Source organism: Bacillus aquiflavi (genome assembly GCF_019915265.1).
In the GTDB taxonomy this organism is placed as follows: domain Bacteria; phylum Bacillota; class Bacilli; order Bacillales; family Cytobacillaceae; genus Bacillus_BT; species Bacillus_BT aquiflavi.
In genome coordinates, this window is sequence record NZ_CP082780.1 from 1,008,949 (window position 1) to 1,035,615 (window position 26,667).

Consider the following 26,667-nt stretch of genomic DNA (forward strand, 5'->3'; position numbering starts at 1 on the left):
TTGACATTAATAAAAACATCGCGTAAACAAGTGCTACAAAAAGAAAAAATGGCGATATTAAAATTAGAGATGGATTATGAATTAGCAACCCTTTTTGAAGCAATGGAAGAAAACAACGAAGAGCAGAAACAGAAGTGTATCCGACGGTTGGAAAAAATCAGGGAAGAGCTATTGCGTTTAAAAGCATTATAAATTTAGAAATAAAGCATCAGAGGATATATAATGGATATATAAATTGCGAACTGATTAGTTCGCAATTTTATTTTTCTAAGACTTGAGTGTTTTTTAACAGAGGGGATTGGAACAAATCGGTTATACTAAATATAGAAAGAAATATCGTGGATTTTTTTAAGATTAGTCATTTTTGTAATGGAGGGTAATCGCATTGAAATGGAACGAAATTGAATCTTACGCAAAAGATTGGGTAAAAGAAGCAGGTGAAAGCATTAAAGCATCATTCCAAAAAAAATTAACTGTGCAAACGAAATCAAATGAAAATGATCTTGTTACGAATATGGATAAAGAAACAGAACAGTTTTTTATTGGGAAAATAAGGAACACTTTCCCTGAACATCGAATTATGGGGGAGGAAGAGGAGCATGATCAATTAACTGATTTAAAGGGAGTTATTTGGATTATAGACCCGATTGACGGAACAATGAATTTTATTCATCAACAACGGAACTTTGCTATCTCAATTGGAATTTATGAAAATGGGATCGGAAAAATTGGACTGATTTATGATGTTGTCCATGATGAATTGTATTGTGGGATAAAAGGAAGAGGAGCTTATGTAAATGAAACAAAGCTGCCAAAACTAAACGGTGTCGCGGTAAAAAAAGCGATTGTTGGTGTAAATGCGACTTGGGTTACTGAAAATGATAAAATTGATCCTGCTATATTAGGAAGATTAGTTAAAGATGTGCGAGGAACACGTTCATATGGATCAGCAGCTATTGAAATGGCATACGTAGCCACTGGAAGAGTAGATGCATACATTTCTCTTCGTCTTGCTCCTTGGGATTATGCTGCCGGGGCTATTATTGTTGAAGAATTGGGTGGCGTCATAACAAAATTAACGGGCGCACCTATAAATTTATTAGAAAAAAGCTCAATACTAGTAGCAAAACCCGACCTGCATAAGGAAATTATTGATCATTATGTAACGAATTTTAAAGAACAAACAAAATAAAAAGAGATCATCGAACTTTCAGACGGTTGAAAACGCCCTCATACATCGTTGCTTGTACTTTGTTGTAAGTCATGAATACCTGTTCTATTCGCTTTTCTTGTGCCGCGCTCCTTCACTGACAAGTGTTTTTCAACTAGTTTGAGGGCAGTTGCTTTAAATATTTCCATTATATACAGGCTTAAAAAAGAGATCGATCAAAAGTCATCGATCTCTCAGACTGTGAGAATCCCTTGCATTCATCGTTGCTTCTCCTTCGCTATCTGCCTATCTGCTTATAAACTATCGCCGATCTAAAGCTGCCAACATCTACAAGCTGGTATTATCACTCTCTTTTATACATTTTCAGTTTTAAAGCTGTCCATTTTCACGCATTTTTCGCTTTGTTTTAAATCCAAGTCCCATTACGACTATAACAGCAATGATACAGCTTAAAATACCAAGAATACTTCTTTCGGCTATGGCAACTCCAATACCTCCTATACTGACTGCTGCGGCGACTGCATATAATACAAATACCCATTTAATTTGTTTCAAGCTTATTTCCTCCTTGATTGTAAAGCTTTAATCATCATTTTTTAAAGTTTTACTTTATTGTACATAAAAAAAAGACCTTTTTCCACCATCTACATTGTGATATAATTACTTAGTTATGAAAAATTATAATAAGTTAAACTTTAAGTTCTTACTAGGTAGGAGTGACATTTTTGAAATATAGACAAGATATACGAAACATTGCTATTATTGCACACGTTGATCATGGTAAAACAACATTAGTAGACCAGCTATTAAAGCAATCTGGAACATTTCGTTCTAATGAACATGTCGAAGATCGTGCTATGGATTCAAATGAAATTGAGCGTGAACGTGGGATTACCATTTTAGCAAAAAATACTGCTATTTTTTATAAAGATACAAAAATCAATATTCTTGATACACCTGGCCATGCTGATTTTGGTGGTGAAGTTGAGCGAATTTTGAAGATGGTTGATGGCGTATTATTAATCGTCGATGCTTTTGAAGGCTGTATGCCGCAAACGCGTTTTGTATTAAAAAAAGCATTAGAAGAGAATTTAACTCCGATCGTTGTCGTAAATAAAATTGATCGTGATGCTGCTCGTCCAGAAGAGGTTATCGATGAGGTGCTTGATTTATTTATTGAACTTGGTGCAAATGAGGAGCAGCTTGAGTTTCCGGTTATATATGCTTCTGGAATAAATGGGACAGCTAGCAAGGATCCTCTTAAACAAGAAGAAAATATGCAAACGCTATTTGATGCGATCATTGAACATATTCCTGCTCCAACTGATAATCGTGAGCAAGGTCTTCAATTTCAAGTTGCTTTATTGGATTATAATGATTATGTTGGTAGAATTGGTATTGGGAGAATTTTTAGAGGAACGATGAAAGTTGGCCAACAAGTAGCATTAATGAAATTAGACGGAACAGTGAAGCAATTTCGTGTAACAAAATTGTTTGGGTTTTTTGGCTTAAAACGTCAGGAAATTAAAGAAGCTTTTGCAGGAGATCTCGTCGCTGTTTCAGGAATGGAGGATATTAATGTCGGTGAGACTGTCTGTCCAATCGAACATCAAGAACCGTTAACACCTCTTCGAATTGATGAACCAACTTTACAAATGACTTTTCTCGTAAATAATAGTCCGTTTGCAGGTAGGGAAGGGAAATATATTACATCTAGGAAAATAGAAGAAAGATTAAACAACCAATTACAAACAGATGTCAGTCTGAGAGTTAAAAATACCGATTCGCCTGATGCTTGGATTGTTTCAGGCCGTGGAGAACTCCATTTATCAATTTTGATAGAAAACATGCGTCGCGAAGGTTTTGAACTTCAAGTATCAAAACCTGAAGTGATTGTTAAGGAAATTGATGGTATGCGCTGTGAACCGGTTGAACGAGTTCAAATTGATATCCCTGAGGAGTTTACGGGAGGAGTCATGGAGTCAATTGGTGAGCGAAAAGGTGAATTAATTGATATGGTGAATAACGGAAATGGACAAGTGCGCCTTACTTTTATGATTCCTGCACGGGGGTTAATCGGTTATACAACTGAGTTTATGACATTAACTCATGGATATGGAATCTTGAATCATTCCTTTGATAGCTATAAGCCGATGCAGGCTGGACAAGTCGGCGGGAGACGCCAAGGGGTTCTCGTGTCTATAGAGACAGGGAAGGTTTCAACATATGGAATTATCCAAGTAGAAGATAGAGGAACTATTTTTGTTGAACCAGGCACTGAAATTTATGAAGGCATGATAGTCGGTGAACATAATCGTGAAAATGACTTAGGTGTCAATATAACGAAGTTAAAGCAAATGACAAACATGCGATCAGCAACAAAAGATCAAACTCAATCAATGAAAAAGCCTCGGATTATGACGCTTGAGGAAGCGCTCGAATATTTAAATGATGATGAGTATTGTGAAGTAACACCACAATCTATACGTCTTCGTAAGAAAATTTTAAATAAAAGTGAACGGGAGAAAGTTGCTAAAAAGAAAAAATACGAGAGTTTAAATTAGTTATACGGTAAAGGAGTGTTATCTAAAAACATGGATGTAACTGAGCGACTGACGTTTTTTGCTTCACTATATCGTATTGATCAAAATCCTGTATTAGGAATGTGGCTTTTATATATAACAATTATCATATTAACGATCATCGTATATAAGTTGGGGTTTGCAAAAAAACTGCCAATAGGTAAATCAGTTATTATTTATATTCTCCTTATTCTAGGATGTACGATTTTAACCTTTTTCGGAGTGTTTTTACCTGTAGCAGAAGGTCTCGTTGTAGCAGCATTAATATTAATAATTTATAAAATTAGGCTCCGCCAACAAAAAAAAGCTGGATCAACAGAACAGGGGTAAATGAATTTGAAATCTTTACAGGACTCCTTATATAACTGGTTAACGATTAAAGTAGTAAGTGATGCGAGACAAGATGATATTGCTGCTCAGGAAACAAAAAAGCTTTTTGACGAGATTTTATACAATGATCACGGTTTAGTTGATATAGAAGTAACGTCTGATGAAATAATGTATTACATTCATTTTAAACAAAAAGGAGAGCAAAAGAAGATGCGCTTTCCAAGAGAGTTAATTGAAGTAATGCTCGAACAAATTAATGCTGAGCCTGAAAAATATCGTAACTATGATGATATAGACTAATTTAAATAGGGCTGTTCTCAAAAATCATTTTTCAATGACTTTTGAGACAGCCCCTTTTGTTACCATTCATCCTCTTGTTTTTTTGCCTCATACAATCGAAAATTCCCAGTCTCAATTCGTGCTTCGGTATTTTTAGTAATACGATTATTGCATGTTTCACACATATATGTATGAAGTGGCCGGTTCCGCAGCCGTTTAGCTAAAAACGAATTGTCTTCCAGAATATCGATTTTATCGCAAATAACACATTTAACTTTCATGTAAACACCTCGAAACGTTCTTAGTTAAACACATATAACGATGTAGTTTTTTCTAAATAAATCCTGCTAATTGCAGTTTTGCTTTCTTTTATCATATTCTTTTTAAAGTCGTGTTGTAAAGTTTTATTATCTTCTTAAAAAACGTTTAATTTGCCTTGTCATGAGGGATAATAGTATGATGGTATTAGTTTTAAGGAGGGAAGAAATAGATGGTAAATCAAGTAGAACCAAAATTAATTAAGCCTTTATTCGAAGCGCTTCAAAAAGAAAGATTTGTGACATTATCTACCGTAGATTTTGAAACTGGTGGTCCAAATGTAAGTGCAATTTCATGGGTTTATGCAAAAAGTGAAGACACTATTTATTTTGCAGTTGACAATCGTTCGCGCATTGTTCAAAACATTAATCAAAATAGCCTTGTCGTGATGAACGTCATTGCAAATGAGTCCACATATTCTATAAGTGGTAAAGCATCTATAAAAGTTGAAAAGCTAGAAGAAGTTCCATTAAAGCTTGCCCTTTTAGAATAAAAAATTAATGAAGTGAGAGATGTGATGTTTTACGGTTAAAAAATTACCGTTGAACCACAGTATGATAAAACATATGACAAGGCTGCTGCAGATAGATTAGACAAACAAGTAATGGATGCAATGAAAAAAGCTTAGTTAATCGACTAAGCTTTTTTCATTGGAATGTTTTTGCTGTTAATCTTTATAATTGTTTGACTGATCTTGCTGTTCTTTTTCAAGTTGTTGCTGCTCTTGACGGTTCAGTTTCTTTTTAGGTTCTTCTGGTGCGTTTTTTGGTTTTGGTTCAATTACATCCGCAGGCACTTCAGGTATTAATCTTCCTGTAATGTCTGCCAATTCATTCAAAATTCCTTGAATCGGTTTTCCGTCGTTAATATCTTCGGCTATTTCGTTGAGTCTTGCGTTCATATCCGGATCGGCAATAATGATTGCTCTTGCACCATAAGGATCATTTTTTAAACTTTCGGCAACTGAATATTTAATAGAACCAACTTCTGATCGCTCAATATTTTCATTAACATCAATTCCTACAATCGCATATTTTCCGAGTACGACTGCGGTAGCGTCGTTCACATTTGGAATACTTGAAGCTAATTGAACTAAATGTTTGGAAATATCCTGGCCGGTTTTCCGATCAACGTGTTCAATTGTACTGTTTTTCACTCTAGTTAAATTGTTATTTTGTGAAGTTTGTTTCTTTTCAGTTGTATTTTGTTGGAACCCACAGCTTGCCAACATTATGACCGATAAGAGAATTAGTAAAAAATTTTTCATGTTGTCCCACCTTCGTTGTATATAATATAACGGCATATGATTATAATAAAAAATGCCTTTTAAAAAATACTTTGTTTACTCGTTATTGTGTAATTTATCTTCTATCTTTATACGGTAAATCATATATTTTACAAAGTTCTTCCCTTTTTAATTTTAAATGAATAGCATATGGAAACGAGGAAATGAGGAGCAGGGGGCATTAGTTTGAAAAAAATATACGTTTTAGACACTAATGTATTATTGCAAGACCCGTATTCGATTTTCTCTTTTGAAGACAATGAAGTAGTCATTCCAGCAGTAGTACTTGAAGAAGTAGATTCAAAAAAACGTTATATGGATGAAATTGGGAGAAATGCGCGACAAGTATCAAAACTAATTGATAGCTTGAGGGAATCTGGAAAGCTTCATGAAAAAATCCCTCTTGAAAACGGAGGTGTGATTCGAATTGAGCTAAATCACCGTTCGTTTCAAGAGCTCAAAAAATATATTTATTGAAAAAACGAACGATAATCGCATTCTTGCGGTAGCAAAAAATTTAGCAATTGAAGAGCAAAAAAAGGAAAATGGAAGATCTGTTATTTTAGTTAGTAAAGATACACTAGTACGTGTAAAAGCTGATGCAATTGGTTTACTGGCAGAGGATTTTTTAAGTGATCGAGTTATTGAGTTTGACCAGATTTATACAGGATTTTTAGAAGTTTATCTTGAACTTGATGAATTAAATCGTTTTTATGAAAAAGGAGAGCTTCCTCTTGCAGAGATAACGAACCATCCTTTTTACCCAAATCAATTTTTAATTATTAAGGATTCTTTTGGCTCCTCATCATCAGCGTTGGGGATTGTAGATCATTCCGGAACGTTTGTAAAGCAACTAGTGTTTGACAATGAACAGATTTGGGGTATACGTTCACGAAATGTTCAACAAACAATGGCTGTTGAATTGTTATTAAGAAAAGATATTCAGCTCGTTACGTTAATCGGGAAGGCCGGAACAGGAAAAACATTATTAGCACTAGCAGCAGGGTTAATGCAAACTGAGGATGTGGGGGCTTATAAAAAGCTGCTCGTTGCAAGACCTATTGTCCCGGTTGGGAAAGATATTGGTTTTTTACCTGGTGAAAAAGAAGAAAAGCTGAGACCTTGGATGCAACCGATATATGACAATCTTGAGTATTTATTCAATACGAAAAAGCCGGGAGAGTTAGATGCGATTTTAGCAGGAATGGGTTCAATTGAAGTAGAAGCGTTAACGTATATTCGCGGTCGGAGCATTCCTGATCAATATATTATTATTGATGAGGCGCAAAATTTAACGAAGCATGAAATAAAGACCATCCTTACCCGTGTAGGAGAAGGCAGTAAAATCGTTTTAATGGGTGATCCTGAACAAATTGACCACCCTTATTTAGATGCATACAATAATGGTCTTACGTACGTTGTTGAAAGGTTTAAGGAACAAACGATTTCTGGACATGTTAAGTTAATAAAGGGGGAAAGGTCGGGTTTAGCACAGTTGGCCGCAGATCTTTTGTAAATTAAAAGAAACGGGAGTTTGCTTCTCCCGTTTTAGACTGATCTAAACGCTCAGTTCATCTTTAACTCATGAAGGCTTTATACTTGTGCTTGTATGGCTCAATTTTCGGAAATGATTTAAATATATTGATTTATAAAAGGTCGATTTCTCTCGTATATATTTATGTTTTCGCTTTAAATTATATGATGCGGAACCCTTTAACGTGAGTAATAGGATTTTCTTTGTTAGATCCATTACCATAATATACATGGATCGGCCCATTTTCTAATAATGGCTTTCCTTCTTTTGAAAATCCAAGAATTAGCTGATACGCTTCCTCCAATGAAATAGTTACATCTTCTTTAGATTCACGTTCAATGATTAATGCAGTTGCGGATTGTTTCGGACTGGCATTTTTCAAAAAAGGTTTGAAAGGAACGCCGAATGATCCATTTAATACCTTTTCTTTTTCAAATTTTTTTTCTGTTTTTAATGTCGGTCGGCGGAAATACTGCCCCTTCCATAATTTCTCGATCCCAATGCTTAGATATCGATTTTGTATATTCTTCTGTTTCATCAATACTATTCTTTTCCGTTGTAAAATAATTATTTAAATCAATGCGCCGGTCATCAAAAATCCACACACCCGGATCTAGTGTAATCGAAAAATTAACTTTTCCCGTAATAAGAATGATTGATTCCAATTTGCTCACCGCTTTCAATAAATTACATATCGTCCGATTATGTATAATCGGTCATGCATATCGTATTTTTGACAATAATAGTGTGTAAAAAAAAAACATCATCTTTACAAAGTATATCCCTTTTAATCAACAATGTCACTTTACAAAATTCACAAAAAAAATGACAATGGGAATGAAAAGAATGATTCATGACAGGGGGAAGTCGTAATTGAGTATACAAAGTAATAAGGAGTTGCAATTACTCGTTGAAAAAGCAAAGCGGTTTTCTAAAGATGGAAAAGTAGCTGATTACATACCTGCGCTTGGAAAAGAAGACGGAAATGATTTAGCTATTACGATATATAAAACCGATAACAGTTATTTTCATGCCGGTAATTTTGAGAAAAAGTTCACTTTGCAAAGTATTTCAAAAGTATTAAGTTTAGCATTAGTTTTAATGGATCGAGGAGAAGATTATGTTTTTCAGAAGGTAGGAATGGAACCAACTGGAGATCCGTTTAATTCAATTGCAAAGCTTGAAACATTAAAGCCTTCTAAACCGTTGAATCCAATGATTAACGCAGGTGCTTTAGCTGTCACTAATATGATTAAAGGCAAGGATTTAACTGAAAAATGGGAGCGGTTAATTCAATTTGTGAGAGCGTTAGCGAATGACCAGCAAATAACGTACAATGAGGAGGTTGCTCGTTCAGAATTTGAAACAGCACATTTAAATCGAGCCCTTTGTTTTTTTATGAAACAAAATAATATTATTGAGGGAGATGTGGAAAGTTTAATCGATTTATATACGAAACAATGTGCGATTGAGATGAACTGCTATGATTTGGCGCGAATCGGAGCAGTGTTTGCTTTAAATGGATTCGATCCAGATAGTGGTGAAAGATTGATACCAGAACATATTGTTCGAATTTGTAAAACTTTTATGGTTACATGCGGAATGTATAATGCATCAGGTGAATTCGCAATTAAAGTAGGTGTGCCGGCAAAAAGTGGTGTATCAGGTGGAATATTTGCTGTTGTTCCGAATCGTTATGGGATTGGAATATTTGGCCCCGCTCTTGATGAAAAAGGTAACAGTATCGCTGGATTAAAGCTTTTAGAAATGCTTGCTAATGAATTTGAATTTAGTATATTTTAATTAGATTCAGCTAGGTGGATAAGCGATTTTTTCATTTACGCTCCTTATCGTTTGCTTTTTTTTTTTTTTAATCTTAACGGTAAAATTTAAAGACAAGAATGGGTTATCGCCCGAAAAACGGGGGGATCAATGTTGGCGTCTGAACTAATTGTTGATCATCGAGAAAAAGCGCTTAATTTATTAAAGGCTGACGCTGAAAAAATATTAAAGCTAATTAAGGTGCAGATGGATAATTTGACTATGCCCCAATGTCCTCTTTATGAAGATGTTTTGGATACGCAAATGTTCGGATTATCTCGGGAAATCGACTTTGCAGTGCGATTAGGTCTAATAGATAAAAAAACGGGTAAAGATATACTCGAGGAATTGGAAAAGGAACTTTCCGCCTTACATGAAGCATCATTAAAAAAATAACAAAAAAAACTCAAACAGTTCACAGGAATTTGTTTGAGTTTTTTTATATAAGTTTAATGTGTCATACAATTTAATAAAAAATCTAAATAATATGACATATTATTAGTTAAATTTATGATTTATATATGTTATAATAAACTCAATTTCTTGTTTTGTTACATACTTTAATATTAAATAATAATTTTTTTTTATGAATAGAACAAGAAAGATAGGAAGATGTTGAATGATAAAAAAAAAATAATGAAATCATACGATTATTCACTTATAGTTACGATTATTCTACTATCTATCTTCGGTTTAGTAATGGTATATAGTGCGAGTATGGTAACTGCAATCCAAAGATATGGCTATGAAAGCGATTTTTTTTACCAAAAACAGAAAATCCATTTATTATTGGCTTTGATTATGTTTCTGTTTTTTGCGATTTTTCCTTACAAAGCATTAAAAAGCAATAAAATAATCGCAACCATTATATGATTTCTTCTATCCTTATATTAGGGGGAGTGTACTTATTTGGCCACGTAGCAGGAAATGCTCAGAGTTGGATTAAAATGGGTTCTGCAACAATTCAACCATCTGAATTTATTAAACTAGCAGTTATTATTTATTTGTCAGCTGTATATGCAAAAAAACAATCGTACATAAATGAATTTAATAAAGGGGTTGTTCCCCCGCTTGTCTATTTAATAATCGTTTGTTTTTTCGTTGCAATAGAGCCTGATTATGGTAGGGCAGCAATTATTTTTTTAATTGCCATGACAATTGTCGTTTCAAGTGGGATGAATTTCAAAAATTTATTAAGGCTAGCGATTATCGGCTTAGTCTTTTCCTCTTTCTTATTATTATTTGCTAAGGATTCTTTGTTTAGCGAAAATAAAAAAGGTCGCTTTGAAGCATTTAAAGATCCATTTGCTGTTGAACAGAAGGAAGGATGGCAGCTCGTACACTCTTATTTGGCAATTGGATCAGGGGGTACTGCTGGATTAGGTCTTGGTCAAAGTATACAAAAATTAGGATATTTACCAGAGCCTCATACTGACTTTATTATGGCAGTTATTTCTGAGGAGCTCGGAGTATTAGGCGTTAGTTTTGTCTTGCTTTCTTTAGCTTATATTGTTTTAAGAGGTATTTACACAGCGCTAAAATGCAAGGATCCGTTTGGCACCCTGCTCGCAGTTGGGATATCTAGCATGATCGGCATTCAGTCTTTTATTAATTTAGCTGGAATTACTGGCTTAATTCCGATTACAGGTGTTCCACTCCCATTAGTAAGCTATGGAGGTTCATCCTTATTGCAACTATCAATTTCATTAGGAATTTTAGTTAATGTATCTATGTTTGTAAATTATGAAAAAAAATATAAAAACAAAGGAAAACAAAATACTGTAAAAACGGTGATTTCAACAAGAAATCAAAGTATTCGAAATTAATTAAGCGCGTTTTTTGCGCTTCACATAATACATTACATTAAGGAAGGTTGTTGCTTATGAAGAGAAGTATTAAAAAAGTTCTTGTTGCAAATAGGGGAGAAATCGCTATACGTGTATTTCGAGCATGTACCGAATTGAATATTCGTACAGTAGCAATTTATTCAAAAGAAGACTCCGGTTCTTATCACCGATACAAAGCTGATGAGGCTTATTTAGTTGGGGTAGGAAAAAAGCCAATCGATGCATATTTAGATATCGAAGGAATTATTGAAATAGCGAAGAATAGTCAAGTAGATGCCATTCACCCTGGTTATGGCTTTTTATCAGAAAACATTCAGTTTGCAAGACGTTGTGAGGAAGAAGGTCTGATCTTTATTGGACCTGAAACTAGGCACTTAGATATGTTTGGTGATAAAGTAAAAGCGAGAAATGAAGCAATAAAAGCAGGCATCCCTGTTATTCCTGGGAGTGATGGACCTGATTTGAGTATAGATGATGTGAAAAAATTCGCCGAGGAACACGGGTTTCCAATTATAATTAAAGCTGCTCTTGGCGGAGGCGGACGAGGAATGAGAATTGTAACAGGTCTAGCCGAGTTGCAAGAAGCATATGAGCGAGCAAAATCAGAAGCTAAGGCAGCTTTTGGAAGCGATGAAGTCTATGTTGAAAAATTAATAGAAAAGCCGAAGCATATAGAAGTACAAATAATTGGTGACGATTACGGAAATATTATCCATTTATATGAAAGGGATTGTTCAGTACAACGCCGTCATCAAAAAGTAGTTGAAGTAGCCCCGAGTGTTTCTCTATCGGATGATTTACGAAAAAGAATTTGTGATGCTGCTGTTATTTTAATGGAAAATGTAAATTATGTAAATGCGGGAACTGTTGAATTTCTTGTTTCTGGGGATAACTTTTATTTCATTGAAGTGAATCCACGTATACAGGTAGAGCACACGATAACTGAAATGATAACAGGGGTTGATATTGTTCAATCGCAAATTTTAATTGCTAAAGGATATGAAATCCATAGTAATATCGTTGGAATACCTAAACAAGAATCCATTGCAGTTAATGGTTTTGCTATTCAATCTCGTGTTACAACGGAAGATCCACTTAATCAATTTATGCCTGATACAGGAAAAATTATGGCTTATCGTTCAGGCGGTGGATTTGGTGTTCGGCTTGATGCAGGAAATGGTTTTCAAGGTGCTGTTATTACGCCCCATTACGATTCTTTATTAGTGAAAGTATCAACTTGGGCATTAACATTTGAACACGCTGCAGCTAAAATGGTCAGAAACTTGCAAGAATTTAGAATTCGCGGAATTAAAACAAATATTCCTTTCCTAGAAAACGTTGTGAAACATGAAGCGTTTAGGACAGGACAATACGATACATCATTTATTGATTCTACACCTGAACTATTCTTATTCCCAAAACGGAAAGACCGAGGTACTAAAATGCTTTCCTACATTGGGAATGTAACAATAAACGGTTTTCCTGGTATAGGCAAGAAAAAGAAACCAGTTTTCGAAACTCCAAGAGTTCCTAAAGTAAGCTTTGATACACCGCATCGTGATGGCACAAAACAAATTCTTGATAAAAATGGTGCGGAAGGACTGGTAAATTGGGTTAAGGAACAAAGAGAAGTTTTACTAACCGATACGACGTTTCGTGATGCACACCAATCATTGTTAGCAACTAGAGTTCGGACGACAGATTTAAAACATATTGCTGAACCTTCTGCAAAGCTACTGCCTGAATTATTTTCATTTGAAATGTGGGGAGGAGCGACTTTTGATGTTGCCTATCGTTTTTTAAAGGAAGATCCATGGGAGAGGTTGTTAACATTAAGAAAACAAATTCCAAATGTGTTATTGCAAATGCTCCTTCGAGCATCGAATGCAGTTGGATATAAAAACTATCCTGACAATGTTATTCGTGAATTTGTTGAAAAATCTGCATATGCTGGAATAGATGTATTTAGAATATTTGATAGTTTGAATTGGGTAAAAGGAATGGAAGTGGCGATTAAAGCAGTACGCGACACTGGAAAGATTGCCGAAGCTTCTATTTGTTACACAGGAGATATTAGTGATTCGACAAGAACAAAATATGATATGAATTACTACAAGAATCTTGCCCGAGAGCTTGAAGCACAAGGTGCTCATATTTTAGGAATAAAGGATATGGCGGGGTTACTAAAACCGCAGTCTGCATACATGCTTGTTTCTGAGTTGAAAGAAACAATCGACATACCGATTCACCTCCATACACACGATACGAGTGGAAATGGGATTTACACTTATGCAAAAGCAATCGAGGCAGGCGTTGATATTGTTGATGTTGCATTAAGTACAATGGCGGGATTAACATCTCAGCCGAGTGCAAATACGTTATATTACGCTCTTGAAGGAACTGAAAGAAAACCGTCTGTCGATATTAAAGCACTAGAACGGTTATCTTATTATTGGGAAGATGTTCGAAAGTATTATGCTGATTTTGAATCAGGAATGGTTGCCCCGCATACAGAAGTGTATGAACATGAAATGCCGGGAGGACAATATAGTAACCTTCAACAACAAGCAAAAGCAGTTGGCTTAGGTAAACGCTGGGAAGAAGTGAAAGAAATGTACGGTCGCGTGAACGAACTATTTGGCGATGTTGTAAAGGTCACTCCTTCTTCTAAAGTCGTTGGAGATATGGCGTTATTTATGGTACAAAATGATTTATCAGAAAAAGATGTTTTACAAAAAGGAATGACGATTGATTTCCCTGATTCAGTCATTGAGTTTTTCCAAGGATATTTAGGTCAGCCATATGGAGGTTTTCCTGAAGAACTGCAGAAGGTCATTTTAAAAGGAAAAGAACCGATTACAGTCCGACCAGGTGAACTGCTTGAGGATATTCCGTTTAAAAAATTAAAAGAAGAATTATTTAACGAGATTGGAAGACATGTAACGAGTTTTGATGCTATTGCTTACGCTATGTATCCTAAGGTATTTTTAGATTATGAAAAGACATTTCAACAATACGGTGATGTTTCTGTACTTGATACTCCGACGTTTTTGTATGGCATGCGCCTAGGTGAAGAAATTGAAGTCGAAATTGAAACAGGAAAAACATTAATTGTCAAGCTAGTTTCTATTGGACAACCGCAAGCAAATGGGACAAGAATAGTATATTTCGAGCTAAATGGTCAACCGCGTGAAGTAATCATTAAAGATGAAAGTATAAAAGCTACAGTAGCTTTAAAGCTGAAAGCTGATCCTAAAAATGCGAATCACCTTGCGGCATCAATGCCGGGCACAGTTGTTAAAGTCTTAGTTGAAAAGGGAGAAAAGGTCGTAAAAGGTGATCATTTAATGATTACTGAGGCAATGAAGATGGAAACTACGATTCAGGCTCCGTTTACTGGTGTTGTAAAAGACATTTATGTTCTGAATGGAGAAGGAATTGAAACAGGAGATTTATTAATAGAATTAGCGAAATAAAAAAGTTGCGGCCTAAAGGCTGCAACTTTTTTTATTGAACTGTGACAGGAGCCGGTTTTTTGTTATCTTCATGTACTTGCTTATTCACTAAGGCAAGCTCATTTTTTTTACTGCGTGAAGCTAACAAAATAAAGTAGCTTAACACTCCAAAAAGACAGGCAATAAAGAAAGCGTGTGCCAAAGCTATATATAAGTTAAGTCTCGACATCACAACTAAAGCACCAGCAGCAACTTGAAGTGATACTAGAACAAAGGCGATAATCCATCCGATATAAACTACTTTTTGATGTTGATAATTTTTGATTGCTAATAACATGATATAGCCTATCCAAATAAAGATTAATCCCGCTGCAAAACGATGCCCCATTTGCACCCACTTATATAAATTTTGTGGGAGAGAAATAAGTGAATTCACACAAAATGGCCAATCAGGACATACAAGGCTTGCATCAATATGGCGAACAAGAGCACCTGTGTAAATGACGATGTAGCTATATACAGTAACACCAATAATGTGATTTCGCATTTTGCTATCAATGACAACTTTTTCAGCCTCAAATTTTTTATCTACTTCAAAAATAAGTAAAGTTAATAAAAAGATTGCCGCAAAAGAGATAAGGGATATCCCGAAATGGAGAGCTAAGACAAAATCTGATTGTCCCCAAATAACTGCTGCGGCTCCTATCAAACCTTGTAAGACGAGGAATGAAAAGGATAAGATCGATAAAAACTTAGTTTCCCTAATATGACCGATAGCTTTCCAAGACCAGATTGATAAGATAAGAACCATAATTCCAACAGTGCCGGAGACGAGTCTGTGTGCCAGCTCGATAATAAGTTCAGGAGTAATCTCGCTTGGTATTAATTCGTCGTTACATAAGGGCCAAGATGTGCCACAGCCCATTCCGGAGTCAGTTTTTGTAACTAATGCTCCGCCGAGCAAAATAATCAACATTCCCAATGTTGTAAGCACGGCAAACCATTTAAGAGATCTTCGCAACTAATTCACCTTCTTAAAATAAAAGTTCATAAAATAAATTGATAGGTACGATAATGAAAAAAAAAATATAATCGACATCATTCCTAATATAACGAATGTATATTATTTTTACCAAGACATTGCTTACTAAACAACTATCTATTGATCGTACACAAAAAGAGACGTTTTTACAACGTTTAATAAATTATCACATTTATTATAGTGGAAAAGGTTGAAACTTGAAAAGGAGTCTGCTAGAACTAAATAAGAGGCTTATTTTTAAGAAAGGTCCAGCAATTAATTCGAAGCTATCGATAACTCCTTCATAGTAGTATTATGAATTGAAAATGTCATTTCTAGAATACTTAAAGACACTTCGACACAAATTATTCAAATATTATTCGAAAAAGGTTCACAAAAAATAATAAAAGTGTGATTTAATATACAGAAGAAATGATTTATTTTTGCCTGAGAATATGATACAACATAATTATATAGGCAAGCGCTTTTTTTGTGAAATTGTTAAGAAGTTTTTGTGTAATTTGCCTTCGTTGATTTATCACAAATATAGCAAAGATGCGATGAATGCTTTATAGTAGTTGTTGAATACAGACAGCTGTATTTGGGATAAGGAAGAAGGGAGGAGAATCTATGTCGAATTCCAAGGTAGGAGAAGTAGCCATTGCGGACAATGGAAAGACGCTTCAAGATAGTATAAAAAAAACAACTGCTTGGAAAGATTTTTTAGCAATAATTAAGATTGGAATTGTAAATTCTAACTTAATTACTACATTTACTGGTATATGGTTAGCGCTGCATTTTACTGGTCAAAGCTTTTTAACTAATTTAGATATAGTTTTTGCTACTTTGATTGGTTCATCCTTGATTATTGCTGGATCATGCAGTCTCAATAATTATATAGATAGAGATATTGATCATTTAATGACGAGGACAAAAGACAGGCCGACTGTTACTGGAAAGGTAAATCCTAAACGGGTTCTTTTACTGGGAGTCATCCTTGTTTTAGTCGGAATGGCATTTTTAATGCTCACAACTTTGACTGCAGCAGTGATTGGATTAATTGGGATTTTCAGCTATGTTGTCTTATATTCAATGTGGTCAAAACGCCAATTAGTATCAAATACTGTTATCGGGAGTCTTTCAGGCGCTGTCCCACCTTTAATAGGTTGGGCTGCAATTGATGGGGATCTGCATATAATGGCTTGGTTTTTATTTTTAGTTATGTTTATTTGGCAACCTCCTCATTTTTATGCACTTGCAATGAGACGCGTGGAAGAATATCGAGCTGCTAACATTCCAATGTTGCCAGTCGTTAAAGGATTTAAAGTAACAAAAAGGCATATTAACCTTTGGGTAACAGCACTATTACCTTTACCATTTTTTCTTTTATCACTAGGTATTCCATTTGTAATTCTAGCAACTGCACTAAATATTGGGTGGCTAGCTCTCGGATTAACAGGCTACAAAATGAAAGATGATATAAAATGGGCAAAGCTCATGTTTGTATATTCATTGAATTATATGACCATTATGTTTGTAGCAATGGTGATCGTAACACTTGTTTAATTTTCGAAATTCTTTCTTTACACTAATCACAATTGATTAGGGCTGGAAAAATGAATAGCTGATTAAAAGTTGCTAAGCCGTTTCAGTTATTCTTTTTCTGAAAGAATTTATGATAAAAGGAAATTATTTTATCCTTATTCAATCAAACAGAATTTTTCACGAAAGAGGGGTTTGATTAAGCTATGAAAAGGCTTACGAAATGGCGTCTTGTCTCATTATTTGCGATAATGACGCTCATACTTTCCGGCTGTGGCGAACCGTTTTTATCAGCGTTAAGACCAGCTGGAGAAGTTGCTCAAGAACAGTACGAATTAATGCTATTAAGCACAACAATTATGGTATCTGTTATTCTTGTAGTGACAATTATCTTTATTTATGTAGTAATTCGCTTCCGTCGGAAAAAAGGGGAAGAAAATAAAATCCCTAAGCAAATTGAAGGAAGCCACAAGCTTGAAGTAATATGGACAGTTATTCCTATTCTTTTATTACTTGTCCTTGCGTTTCCAACAGTCGCTTTAACATTTAAGCAGGCTGATGTGTCACCAATGGATAAATTAAATGAAGATGGTACAAGAGATGCACTTGTAGTAAATGTCCGTGCAAACTTATATTGGTGGGAATTTGAATACCCTGATCATGGAGTAATGACAGGTCAAGAGCTAGTTGTTCCTACTGATGAAAAAGTATATTTTAATCTAATTTCATCTGATATTAAACATTCATTTTGGATTCCAGCTGCAGGTGGTAAATTAGATACAAACGTCGAAAACGTAAACCAATTTTATCTTATTTTTGATGATGATAAAGCAAATGAAGCAGGAAACCTATTCTATGGAAAGTGTGCTGAACTTTGTGGACCATCTCATGCTTTAATGGACTTTAAAGTAAAAGCAGTTTCACGTGATAAATTTGACAAATGGATTGCTGACATGGAAGGTGCGGGAGAGCCAGAGCCAGAAACTGAATTAGCTCAAGCTGGTGAAGAAATCTTTAACCAAAGCTGTATCGGTTGTCACGCAGTAACACCTCAGGACCCTAAGCCAGCCGAAGCACGTTTAGGTCCAAACTTAGCAACATTTGGAGAAAGATCTCGCATTGCTGGTATTTTAGAACATAACGAAGAAGAATTAAGAGACTGGTTAAAAGATCCAGAAACACACAAGCCAGGTAACTTAATGACAGGAAAATACCCTGAACTTAAAGATAATGAGCTTGATGCCTTAGTAGAATATTTAATGGGGCTAAAAGTAGAGAAATAAGGGGAATAGTTTATAAAGGGAGGTAAAATCGTGAGTAGCTATGCTCAGAAAAAAGGCTTTGGCGCAACCATTTGGGACTATTTAACAACGGTTGACCATAAAAAAATCGCCATCCTTTATCTAATCGCTGGTGGGCTCTTCTTTATCATGGGTGGTATTGAAGCATTGATTATTCGTATTCAGCTTGCAATACCAAACAATGATTTTGTGAGTGCCGGATTATTTAATGAAATTTTAACGATGCACGGTACAACAATGATTTTCTTGGCAGCTATGCCGCTCTTATTGGCATTTATGAACGCTATTATGCCTCTGCAAATTGGTGCAAGAGACGTTGCGTTCCCATTCCTAAATAGTTTAGGATTTTGGATGTTTTTCTTAGGAGGATTATTTTTAAATCTTTCCTGGTTTTTAGGCGGAGCTCCAGATGCAGGCTGGACTTCCTATGCATCTCTTTCAATGGCTTCTGAAGGGCATGGAATTGATTTCTATGTGTTAGGTTTGCAAATATCCGGGGGCGGAACGCTAATAGGGGGAATTAACTTTCTAGCAACCATTATTACAATGCGTGCTCCGGGAATGACTTTCATGCGTATGCCGATGTTCACATGGACAACATTTGTTACATCTGCACTCATTTTATTTGCATTCCCGCCGCTGACAATTGGACTATTTTTACTAATGTTTGATCGCTTATTTGGCGCTAATTTCTTTGATGTAGCAATGGGTGGTAACACGATTATTTATGAGCACTTCTTCTGGATTTTTGGTCACCCCGAAGTTTATATTTTAATATTACCGTCATTCGGTATTTTCTCTGAGATTTTTTCAACTTTCTCAAGAAAACGCTTGTTCGGTTATTCGTCAATGGTTTTTGCAACAATGTTAATTGGTTTCTTAGGATTCATGGTTTGGGCTCACCATATGTTTACGACTGGTTTAGGTCCAATTGCAAACGCAATTTTCGCAGTTGCAACAATGGCGATTGCAGTTCCAACTGGTATTAAAATCTTTAACTGGTTATTTACGATGTGGGGCGGAAGTATTAAATTTACAACACCGATGTTATATGCCGTTGCCTTTATCCCATCTTTCGTAATGGGTGGAGTAACCGGTGTCATGCAGGCAGCAGCTCCAGCTGACTACCAGTATCACGATTCATACTTTATTGTTGCTCACTTCCACTACGTTATTGTAGGTGGGGTTGTATTAGCATTATTAGCAGCAACTCATTACTATTGGCCAAAAATGTTTGGAACAATGTTAAGTGAAGCTTTAGGAAAAATTACTTTCGTATTATTCCTCATTGGCTTCCATATGACGTTCTTTGTTCAACATTTCCTTGGATTAATGGGAATGCCGCGTCGTATTTTTACGTTCTTACCAGATCAAGGACTTGATACTGGAAACTTTGTCAGTTCAATCGGGGCAATGTTAATGGGTGTAGCTGTCCTTATCTTATTAATAAATATTGTTATTACTAGCGTGAAAAATGAAAAGGTTGGTAACGATCCGTGGGGAGACGGTCGTACGTTAGAATGGGCTGTATCGTCACCTGCGCCGTACTATAACTTTAAACAAACTCCGTTAGTTCGTGGGTTAGATGCATATTGGCTTGAAAAAATGGATGGAAAGAAGGAGTTAACTCCTGCTGAGCCACTTGGAGATATTCATATGCCGAATTCTTCAATTCTTCCATTTATGATTTCACTCGGTTTATTTATCGCTGCATTTGGTGCAATGTATCGTGTAGATGATAAGGCTTGGGCGTTGCCTGTATTAATCATCGGTCTACTGATTACTTTCGGTTCTATGGTTGTTCGCTCTGTTAAAGATGATCACGGATACCATATTCCTAAAGAAGAATTAATTGATGAAGATAAGGGAGGGAAGGCATAATGCACGTAGAAGAAAAATTCACTGCTGAAACTTGGCCTGCCTCGCCTGAGAGAGCGACCCTCGAAGGGAAAAATAAATTTATTGGTTTTTGGTTATTCTTAGGGGGAGAGACGGTTCTATTTGCCTCTCTCTTCGCAACATACCTTGCTTTAAAAGATTCAGTGCCTGATTCATCTCATGCACTTGCGAAGGATTTATTTAGTTTACCGCTAATCTTTTTAGCAACGATGATTCTTTTAACTAGTTCTTTAACAAGTGTGTATGCGATGTACCATATGAAAAATTTCAACTTCAAGAAAATGCAGTTATGGTTAGGTATTACCGTCCTTCTTGGATTTGGATTTTTAATCTTAGAAATGTATGAATTTTATCATTATGTGACAGAGTACAGTCATAAATTTACTAGTAGTGCATTCGGTTCTGCGTTTTACACATTAGTAGGTTTTCACGGTTTCCACGTTGCTGTTGGTTTAGTCTGGATTACGGCTTTAATTTTCCGTAATTCTAAACGTGGTTTGAACTTATACAACGCACCGAAATATTATGTTGCAAGCCTTTATTGGCACTTCATTGACGTTGTGTGGGTATTTATCTTCACAGTCGTATATTTAATGGGATTGGTGGGATAAAATAATGACGAATGAACAAACAAATGGTAATCCAAGAATTGATTACGAATATCGACGGAAAAAGAACTTTGAAGAAATGAAATACCAAATAATTTCATTTTCATTAATGATATTTTTAACACTTGTTGCATTTTTTGCTGTAGGCTACGATGGTTTTTCTAACTGGTTTACGGTGCCGTTCATCCTTTTACTAGCTTGTGTTCAAGTTGGTTTTCAATTGTACTACTTTATGCACATGAGTCATAAAGGGCATGAACTACCTGCACTGTTCCTCTATTCAGGGGTTCTCATAGCATTTGTAACAGTATGGGCATTTTTAACAATTATTTGGTGGTAAAAAGGGAAAATCGGCTTTTGTGGCCGATTTTCTTTTTCCAATATTCACATGTTTGTGTTAGGCTGTTTATTTGCCGAATCTCTGAAGCAAGGATATTTTTTTAATTAAGGTTGATATGTTTTAAATAGTAATGAGGTGGTAAACCAATGCTTACATTGGATATTTTCGGCTTTCGGGCACTATGGAGCCCTTATTTTTTAATAGCGCTTATTTTGATATTGGTTGGTTACTTTTTAATTACTGTAAAGTTTCGCACTCGATTTGCATCTAGTGAACCTTTAACGAAAAAGCAAGCAATATTTTTTTCGGTTGGGATTGCCCTCCTTTATACAATTAAAGGTTCACCCATTGATTTACTAGGACATATTACTTTTTATACACATATGATCCAAATGGCTTTTCTTTATTTAATTATTCCGCCTATTATAATTGTTGGAATACCACAATGGATTTGGCGTGCAATTATTAATGCACCAGTAATAAAGCATATTTTTAAATTTTTTACGAAACCCATTATTGCGTTAATTTTATTTAATGGATTTTTCTCTCTCTATCATATTCCGTTAGTTTTTGATGTTATTAAAACGGATTTTTTCCTGCATGCACTTTATACGGGTTTCTTATTTATTATGTCCGGTTTTATGTGGTGGCCGTTAATTAACCAATTGCCAGAACAACAAACATTAAGTGGACTAAAAAAAGTTGGTTATATTTTTGCTGATGGTGTTCTATTAACTCCAGCATGTGCATTAATCATTTTTAATGAGGTTCCGATGTATGTAACGTTTTCTGATCCTCAGGCTTGGGCACAGGCATTGGAGCTTTGTGTACCTGCTAGTACATTAGCCGGTCTTACTTTAAGTGGACCAGAGATGTTTACTACAATGTCTCTATTAGAAGATCAAAGATTAGGCGGTGTCCTAATGAAAGTTATTCAAGAAGTAGTTTATGGAACGATCTTAGCCAAAGTATTTTTCGCTTGGTACCAGGAAGAACAAGAACAAGCTTTGGAAGTGGAAATGGAAGTAAAAATGAAAATGAAGGAAGCAGAACTAAATCCACAGCCTGTCGAATAATCATTTCAACATCTCCATACCGCTTGGAGATGTTTTTCTTTCATAGCTATATGAAGCACGTCAGATTCAAATTTAATTTTGGCCATATATAAAAGTTGTATGACAATTTGCTATGTTTATTGATATTAGTAGGTTTCTCAAATACAATAATAAAGTATTAGTAAAACGAATGAATATAGAGAGGACGTTATTATGAACTTTTCACTACCTTTACTTCCTACGATAAGTACTACTTTTATTGTGTTAAGTGCAATTACCGTTGCAATCGGTTGGGGGCAAATTCGTAAGCGCAAAATTGAGGCGCATAAAAAGACAATGGTGTTAGCTGCATTATTTGCCTTGACTTTTTTTGTCATTTATTTAAGTAGAACAATTTTTATAGGTAATACGGCTTTTGGCGGTCCTGACAATATAAAAATTTATTATACTTTATTTTTAATTTTTCATGTCTTTTTAGCTACAACTAGTGCTGTTTTTGGTATTGTCACTTTATTCACTGGATATACAAATAAGTTGAAGAAGCATCGAAAGCTTGGCCCGTTTACTAGCATTATTTGGTTTTTTACAGCCATTACAGGCGTTGCCGTTTATTTGCTGCTATACGTAATTTACCAAGGGGGAGAGACAACATCCGTTATTAAAGCAATCCTCGGTTTTTAAATTCATAATTGCAATCCTCGTCTTGCAGGTAAATCTATATTTGTATTCGAATTTTGAAAGACTAGAAAACGCTTGACGCTTGAAATCGAAGCGTCAACAACGTGGCATCAGCGAATAGAACAAAGATGTTAAAGTGTTTAGAGCTAACACAACGAAGTGTAAGCAACGAAAGAAGCAGTCTGAGTGCTACATATTGATTGTAGCACTTATTTTATTATGATAGAATCGTGAAGAAAAGATTTGTTAGTCAAAGGAGTGAAGGCATGAAAATAACGAAATTATCAGAAGAAAATTTTGAAGATTCAATTAACTTATCGATGTACTCATTTCAGTATAAAATCTCTGAAGAACAGATCCGTAAGTTTAAAGAAAAATTGAAGAATCAAGATATTTTTGGTATTTACGACGGAAACGATTTAGCAGCAAAGCTTCATATTGTTCCATTCAACATTATTTTTCAAGAGGAAGTATGGGAGATGGGAGGAGTTGCGGGAGTAGCGACTTACCCCGAATATAGAAGAAAGGGCTATGTTAAAGCGCTTATTTTACATAGCTTAGCATACATGAAACAGAAGGATCAGATCATTTCCATGTTACACCCTTTTGATATTTCTTTTTATCGAAAATATGGTTGGGAAGTGTTTTGTGATCGTCGAAAGATTACGATCGAAAAAAAGGATCTGCAAATGATCGATAGTTCTTCTGGAACAATTAAACGTTATCATAAAGATTCACATCATAAATCAGTTGAAACAATATATAACAGCTTTAGTAAGCGATTTGCTGGAATGCTTGTCAGAAAAACTGAAATGTGGCTTGATATGGTTTATGGTGATTTGCATGTAGCTGTGACCTATAATGAAGATGGGGAAGGGATAGGATATATTTTATATGAAGTGAAAGAACGAGTAATGGAAATTGAAGAAATGGTTTCCTTAAATTATCAGGCTGCAATTAATTTATGGAATTTTATTTGTCAGCATGATTCGATGGTTGATAAAGTTCATATTATTACGTCAAACCACGATGCTTTTCCTTATTTTTTAAGACAACCTAAGCAAAAAACGGAAATATCACCGTATGCGATGGCTAGAATTGTTGATGTAGAAACATGTTTAAGTAAATATCAATTTGTCCATAACGATGCTGATGTGATTCTCCATTTGAAGGATCAATTTGCGCCATGGAATAATGGCACGTATTTTATTTCCTCTGGTAAAGTGAAGTTCTATCCATCTGAAAAGAAAGATAGTTGCCTTCATGATCCAAAAAGAGGGATTAGATTAACGATAAATGCTTTAACTGCTTTATTATTTGGTTATAAACGACCGTCTGAACTACATGAAATAAATGAATTGATTGGTTCAAAAAAAGAAATTCTTACATTGGAAGCTTTGATCCCACGCCATAAACCTTATATTTATGATTTCTTCTAAGCTAGCGAATCTTGATCATAAAAAAGATTCCTTCCCCCCTAATAAATTGCAATGGGGAAGGAATCGTTCTTACGACACATTCAATTATATTTTAAAATTAAATTTGATAATGCCAGCCTCTTTTGCAGAATTGAAAATGATAAGGACTAAAGGTCCAATGAAGAACCCAAATATATTAAAGAGTTTTAATCCTATATACATTGCAATTAAGGTCGCTAATGGTGAAAGTCCTATCTGACTGCCCATTACTTTTGGTTCAACTGTGCGACGAATAATTAATAAAATTGCTGCTAAAATGGCTAATTTTGTTCCTAATACAATATCCCCAGTGAAAAAGTGGTACAGGGACCAAGGGCCTAATATTACAATTGAACCGATAATCGGTATAACATCAATAATCCAAATGATTAATGACATAATCAGGGCAATATCAGGGGAAATTAAAAACAAACCGATTAAAGACACGATAAAAATAATAATGCTGACTAAAAGTTGCGCTTTACAAAATCCGAATATGACATAGGAAAGCCGGGATGTCATAAAATGTACTTTATCAGCAGTTTTATCTGTTAAATGATTGAATATTCCTTCTTTTAGCCTTGGTAAATCTAGTAAAAATAAAAATAATGCGATCAAATATACAAGAAAACTAACTAAATAATTTGGAATATTTGTTAATAATGCTTTAACGTTATCAATATTAACATAAGCAACTAGTTCGTCCTTTATTTTAGTTAAAAAATCTTGTACTTGTTTACTAATCTCATTAACTAAATCTTGAGGTAAATCTTGCAGGGCAGTTGATAAGTTTGTTTCAAATTTAAGCCATGCTTTCATGAGATCATTAAAGTAATGAGGGGAATTCTCCACAAGCTTAATTACTTCTGCAACTACTTTTGTTGTCACAAAAAAACCGGAAAATCCGATAAAACAACTAAAGATTAAAAAGACAATTAAAACCGATAGATGCCGTTTCATTTTTGCTTTTTCTTGTAATAAATTTACAAGAGGGTTGAGAAATAAAGCAGTAATAAGAGCCAAAATAATTGGAACTGATACCGGCAGTATGAAGATCATTAAAACGGCAATACTAATTATGGTAATGATAATAATCATTGATCGTTTTGATAAAAAACCAGACAATGCAGAACTCCTTTCTATCATAAAAAAAGAACGGTTGATTTTAAAAAAATTGCATTTTATAAATTAAATTATAATATGATTCCAGTACAATAAACAATAAAAAAATAAATTAATTATAAATTTAACTGCAAAGTCTAGTACTTCTATCATTCATAAAAGCTCAAAGCGCATAAAAAAACGCTTTGAGCTTGTAGACAAAGTCAATATTGTAATCGATTTCCGCTAAACTAGTTGAAAACGCTTGTCAATCGAGGCACGTAGTACGAGGCGAAAAGCGAATTGAACATTATCTTTCATTAAGTTCTACGAAGAATCCGCGTTTGTCAACAGCCTGAGAGCACATTTTTTTCCGCTTTACCTGTAGTTCATTTATTGTACGATAGATTCGATTTTCTTTTTAATATCGGATAAAATTGACTCGCACTGCTTTACAAGTGAATTTGGAAATTGTTCTTCATCACCATATTCAACCCCATGAGGATAATAATGTTTACCTAACAATGGAGTCATCAGCTCAATAACAGCTTTATGCGCGCCGACATCACCCTCAACGGCATAACCTTGGATACGAAGATAAAATACTCCTTCTTTTAATTCAAACTTTTTGTCATAAGTAACACGCTCATAATCCCATTGTTCTTCTCTAATAATTCCATGCTCATACATAAGATCATCTAAACGGCCTAAGTCGACCTTAACTCCTTCTAAACCGATTTTTTCAAACTTCATTATTACCCCTCCTAAAACATTACTGACACTCTTACTTTTGTTTTATAAGAAGAAATTTTTCAAATTTAATAATAGTAAAAAAACACGTAAGTTGCAATGTATACATGAGGAAACAAAATTGATTAAATTTTATTACAATATTTTTTGAAGTCATTATGCTTAGTTAAAAAGATGTATAAATAAGTGATAAATGGATATTCTACATAAATGTTAAGGACCTTCTATAGTTCATTCTGCTTAAATAAAAGCTGTATGGATTTGTTAAGGTAAGAAATATATTCTGAAGGAGG

22 protein-coding genes and 4 pseudogenes are annotated in these 26,667 nt (G+C 34.8%); 19 read left to right on the forward strand and 7 right to left on the reverse strand.

All coding sequences use genetic code 11. From position 1 onward, the window contains the following. Complete coding sequence (locus K6959_RS05100; RefSeq protein ID WP_179959034.1) at positions 1-192, forward strand: hypothetical protein; 192 nt, start codon at positions 1-3, stop codon at positions 190-192. 187 nt (positions 193-379) lie between these two features. Beyond that, positions 380-1,192, forward strand: coding sequence for an inositol monophosphatase family protein (locus tag K6959_RS05105; protein WP_163242593.1), 813 nt, complete (start codon positions 380-382; stop codon positions 1,190-1,192). A 348-nt stretch (positions 1,193-1,540) separates the two neighbouring features. On the opposite strand, the gene K6959_RS05110 is transcribed toward K6959_RS05105, so the two are convergent. Next, positions 1,541-1,726, reverse strand: coding sequence for a YlaF family protein (locus K6959_RS05110; RefSeq protein WP_163242562.1), 186 nt, complete (start codon positions 1,724-1,726; stop codon positions 1,541-1,543). Between the two features lie 170 nt (positions 1,727-1,896). On the opposite strand from K6959_RS05110, the gene typA reads away from it, so the two are divergent. Genes typA through K6959_RS05125 form a run of 3 tightly spaced genes read left to right on the forward strand, consistent with a single transcriptional unit; the run spans position 1,897 to position 4,383 of the window. Continuing rightward, positions 1,897-3,735, forward strand: a complete 1,839-nt coding sequence (typA, locus tag K6959_RS05115) for a translational GTPase TypA (protein ID WP_163242563.1) — start codon at positions 1,897-1,899, stop codon at positions 3,733-3,735. A gap of 30 nt (positions 3,736-3,765) precedes the next feature. Next, positions 3,766-4,083 carry a YlaH-like family protein gene (locus K6959_RS05120; RefSeq protein ID WP_163242564.1) on the forward strand — a complete coding sequence of 106 codons (318 nt, stop codon included), beginning with the start codon at positions 3,766-3,768 and terminating at the stop codon, positions 4,081-4,083. A 6-nt stretch (positions 4,084-4,089) separates the two neighbouring features. After that, positions 4,090-4,383 carry a hypothetical protein gene (locus K6959_RS05125; RefSeq protein WP_163242565.1) on the forward strand — a complete coding sequence of 98 codons (294 nt, stop codon included), beginning with the start codon at positions 4,090-4,092 and terminating at the stop codon, positions 4,381-4,383. A 59-nt stretch (positions 4,384-4,442) separates the two neighbouring features. On the opposite strand, the gene K6959_RS05130 is transcribed toward K6959_RS05125, so the two are convergent. Further along, a complete protein-coding gene (locus K6959_RS05130; protein WP_163242566.1) occupies positions 4,443-4,643 on the reverse strand; it encodes a YlaI family protein in 201 nt (66 codons plus the stop codon). 209 nt (positions 4,644-4,852) lie between these two features. On the opposite strand from K6959_RS05130, the pseudogene K6959_RS05135 reads away from it, so the two are divergent. After that, positions 4,853-5,308 (forward strand): annotated as a pseudogene (locus K6959_RS05135) (pyridoxamine 5'-phosphate oxidase family protein). A 39-nt stretch (positions 5,309-5,347) separates the two neighbouring features. Here K6959_RS05135 and K6959_RS05140 read toward each other — a convergent pair. Continuing rightward, positions 5,348-5,947: a YhcN/YlaJ family sporulation lipoprotein gene (locus tag K6959_RS05140; RefSeq protein ID WP_163242568.1), complete on the reverse strand. Its 600-nt coding sequence runs from the start codon at positions 5,945-5,947 to the stop codon at positions 5,348-5,350. 204 nt (positions 5,948-6,151) lie between these two features. Between K6959_RS05140 and K6959_RS05145 the strand changes: the two are divergent. Next, positions 6,152-7,481, forward strand: a pseudogene (locus K6959_RS05145) (PhoH family protein). Positions 7,482-7,659: 178 nt separating this feature from the next. Here K6959_RS05145 and K6959_RS05150 read toward each other — a convergent pair. After that, a pseudogene (locus K6959_RS05150) lies at positions 7,660-8,164 on the reverse strand (peptidyl-prolyl cis-trans isomerase). 208 nt (positions 8,165-8,372) lie between these two features. On the opposite strand from K6959_RS05150, the gene glsA reads away from it, so the two are divergent. The 4 genes and pseudogenes from glsA to pyc all read left to right on the forward strand — a co-directional run bounded on the left by glsA (position 8,373) and on the right by pyc (position 14,643). Then, positions 8,373-9,302 carry a glutaminase A gene (gene glsA / locus K6959_RS05155; protein WP_179959036.1) on the forward strand — a complete coding sequence of 310 codons (930 nt, stop codon included), beginning with the start codon at positions 8,373-8,375 and terminating at the stop codon, positions 9,300-9,302. Positions 9,303-9,434: 132 nt separating this feature from the next. Next, the gene (locus tag K6959_RS05160) at positions 9,435-9,716 is read left to right on the forward strand and encodes an Fpa/YlaN family protein (RefSeq protein ID WP_163242571.1); all 282 of its coding nucleotides are present in this window, start codon (positions 9,435-9,437) and stop codon (positions 9,714-9,716) included. 216 nt (positions 9,717-9,932) lie between these two features. Next, positions 9,933-11,146 (forward strand): annotated as a pseudogene (locus K6959_RS05165) (FtsW/RodA/SpoVE family cell cycle protein). 56 nt (positions 11,147-11,202) lie between these two features. After that, a complete protein-coding gene (pyc, locus tag K6959_RS05170) occupies positions 11,203-14,643 on the forward strand; it encodes a pyruvate carboxylase (RefSeq protein ID WP_223087819.1) in 3,441 nt (1,146 codons plus the stop codon). A 31-nt stretch (positions 14,644-14,674) separates the two neighbouring features. Here the strand turns inward: pyc and K6959_RS05175 are convergent, their stop codons facing one another. Next, a complete protein-coding gene (locus K6959_RS05175; RefSeq protein ID WP_223087821.1) occupies positions 14,675-15,643 on the reverse strand; it encodes a COX15/CtaA family protein in 969 nt (322 codons plus the stop codon). A gap of 630 nt (positions 15,644-16,273) precedes the next feature. Here K6959_RS05175 and cyoE point away from each other — a divergent pair. The 8 genes from cyoE (at position 16,274) to K6959_RS05215 (ending at position 24,505) form a co-directional block, all read left to right on the forward strand. Continuing rightward, the gene (cyoE, locus tag K6959_RS05180) at positions 16,274-17,209 is read left to right on the forward strand and encodes a heme o synthase (protein ID WP_163242575.1); all 936 of its coding nucleotides are present in this window, start codon (positions 16,274-16,276) and stop codon (positions 17,207-17,209) included. A 182-nt stretch (positions 17,210-17,391) separates the two neighbouring features. Beyond that, positions 17,392-18,468, forward strand: coding sequence for a cytochrome c oxidase subunit II (coxB, locus tag K6959_RS05185; protein ID WP_163242576.1), 1,077 nt, complete (start codon positions 17,392-17,394; stop codon positions 18,466-18,468). A gap of 30 nt (positions 18,469-18,498) precedes the next feature. Then, complete coding sequence (gene ctaD, locus K6959_RS05190) at positions 18,499-20,367, forward strand: cytochrome c oxidase subunit I (protein WP_163242577.1); 1,869 nt, start codon at positions 18,499-18,501, stop codon at positions 20,365-20,367. Next, positions 20,367-20,996, forward strand: coding sequence for a cytochrome (ubi)quinol oxidase subunit III (locus K6959_RS05195; RefSeq protein ID WP_163242578.1), 630 nt, complete (start codon positions 20,367-20,369; stop codon positions 20,994-20,996). Before ctaD ends, K6959_RS05195 begins: the two co-directional genes overlap by 1 nt. 4 nt (positions 20,997-21,000) lie before the next feature. Next, a complete protein-coding gene (ctaF, locus tag K6959_RS05200; protein WP_163242579.1) occupies positions 21,001-21,333 on the forward strand; it encodes a cytochrome c oxidase subunit IVB in 333 nt (110 codons plus the stop codon). 146 nt (positions 21,334-21,479) lie between these two features. Beyond that, complete coding sequence (ctaG, locus tag K6959_RS05205; RefSeq protein WP_163242580.1) at positions 21,480-22,409, forward strand: cytochrome c oxidase assembly factor CtaG; 930 nt, start codon at positions 21,480-21,482, stop codon at positions 22,407-22,409. 192 nt (positions 22,410-22,601) lie between these two features. After that, positions 22,602-23,069 carry a DUF420 domain-containing protein gene (locus tag K6959_RS05210; protein ID WP_163242581.1) on the forward strand — a complete coding sequence of 156 codons (468 nt, stop codon included), beginning with the start codon at positions 22,602-22,604 and terminating at the stop codon, positions 23,067-23,069. A 263-nt stretch (positions 23,070-23,332) separates the two neighbouring features. Beyond that, complete coding sequence (locus K6959_RS05215; protein WP_163242582.1) at positions 23,333-24,505, forward strand: GNAT family N-acetyltransferase; 1,173 nt, start codon at positions 23,333-23,335, stop codon at positions 24,503-24,505. Between the two features lie 84 nt (positions 24,506-24,589). On the opposite strand, the gene ytvI is transcribed toward K6959_RS05215, so the two are convergent. Both ytvI and K6959_RS05225 read right to left on the reverse strand, forming a co-directional pair. Next, positions 24,590-25,648, reverse strand: a complete 1,059-nt coding sequence (ytvI, locus tag K6959_RS05220; RefSeq protein WP_163242583.1) for a sporulation integral membrane protein YtvI — start codon at positions 25,646-25,648, stop codon at positions 24,590-24,592. Between the two features lie 369 nt (positions 25,649-26,017). Beyond that, the gene (locus K6959_RS05225; protein ID WP_163242584.1) at positions 26,018-26,377 is read right to left on the reverse strand and encodes a YugN family protein; all 360 of its coding nucleotides are present in this window, start codon (positions 26,375-26,377) and stop codon (positions 26,018-26,020) included. Between the last annotated feature and the right edge of the window lie 290 nt (positions 26,378-26,667).

What these genes read in the sequence shown, in the direction of transcription:
- K6959_RS05120 (WP_163242564.1), top strand. Translation starts at nt 3,766, where the DNA reads ATGGATGTAACTGAGCGACTGACGTTTTTTGCTTCACTATATCGTATT.
- K6959_RS05130 (WP_163242566.1), bottom strand. Translation starts at nt 4,643, where the DNA reads ATGAAAGTTAAATGTGTTATTTGCGATAAAATCGATATTCTGGAAGAC.
- K6959_RS05140 (WP_163242568.1), bottom strand. Translation starts at nt 5,947, where the DNA reads ATGAAAAATTTTTTACTAATTCTCTTATCGGTCATAATGTTGGCAAGC.
- pyc (WP_223087819.1), top strand. Translation starts at nt 11,203, where the DNA reads ATGAAGAGAAGTATTAAAAAAGTTCTTGTTGCAAATAGGGGAGAAATC.
- cyoE (WP_163242575.1), top strand. Translation starts at nt 16,274, where the DNA reads ATGTCGAATTCCAAGGTAGGAGAAGTAGCCATTGCGGACAATGGAAAG.
- coxB (WP_163242576.1), top strand. Translation starts at nt 17,392, where the DNA reads ATGAAAAGGCTTACGAAATGGCGTCTTGTCTCATTATTTGCGATAATG.
- K6959_RS05195 (WP_163242578.1), top strand. Translation starts at nt 20,367, where the DNA reads ATGCACGTAGAAGAAAAATTCACTGCTGAAACTTGGCCTGCCTCGCCT.
- ctaF (WP_163242579.1), top strand. Translation starts at nt 21,001, where the DNA reads ATGACGAATGAACAAACAAATGGTAATCCAAGAATTGATTACGAATAT.
- ctaG (WP_163242580.1), top strand. Translation starts at nt 21,480, where the DNA reads ATGCTTACATTGGATATTTTCGGCTTTCGGGCACTATGGAGCCCTTAT.
- K6959_RS05210 (WP_163242581.1), top strand. Translation starts at nt 22,602, where the DNA reads ATGAACTTTTCACTACCTTTACTTCCTACGATAAGTACTACTTTTATT.
- K6959_RS05215 (WP_163242582.1), top strand. Translation starts at nt 23,333, where the DNA reads ATGAAAATAACGAAATTATCAGAAGAAAATTTTGAAGATTCAATTAAC.
- K6959_RS05225 (WP_163242584.1), bottom strand. Translation starts at nt 26,377, where the DNA reads ATGAAGTTTGAAAAAATCGGTTTAGAAGGAGTTAAGGTCGACTTAGGC.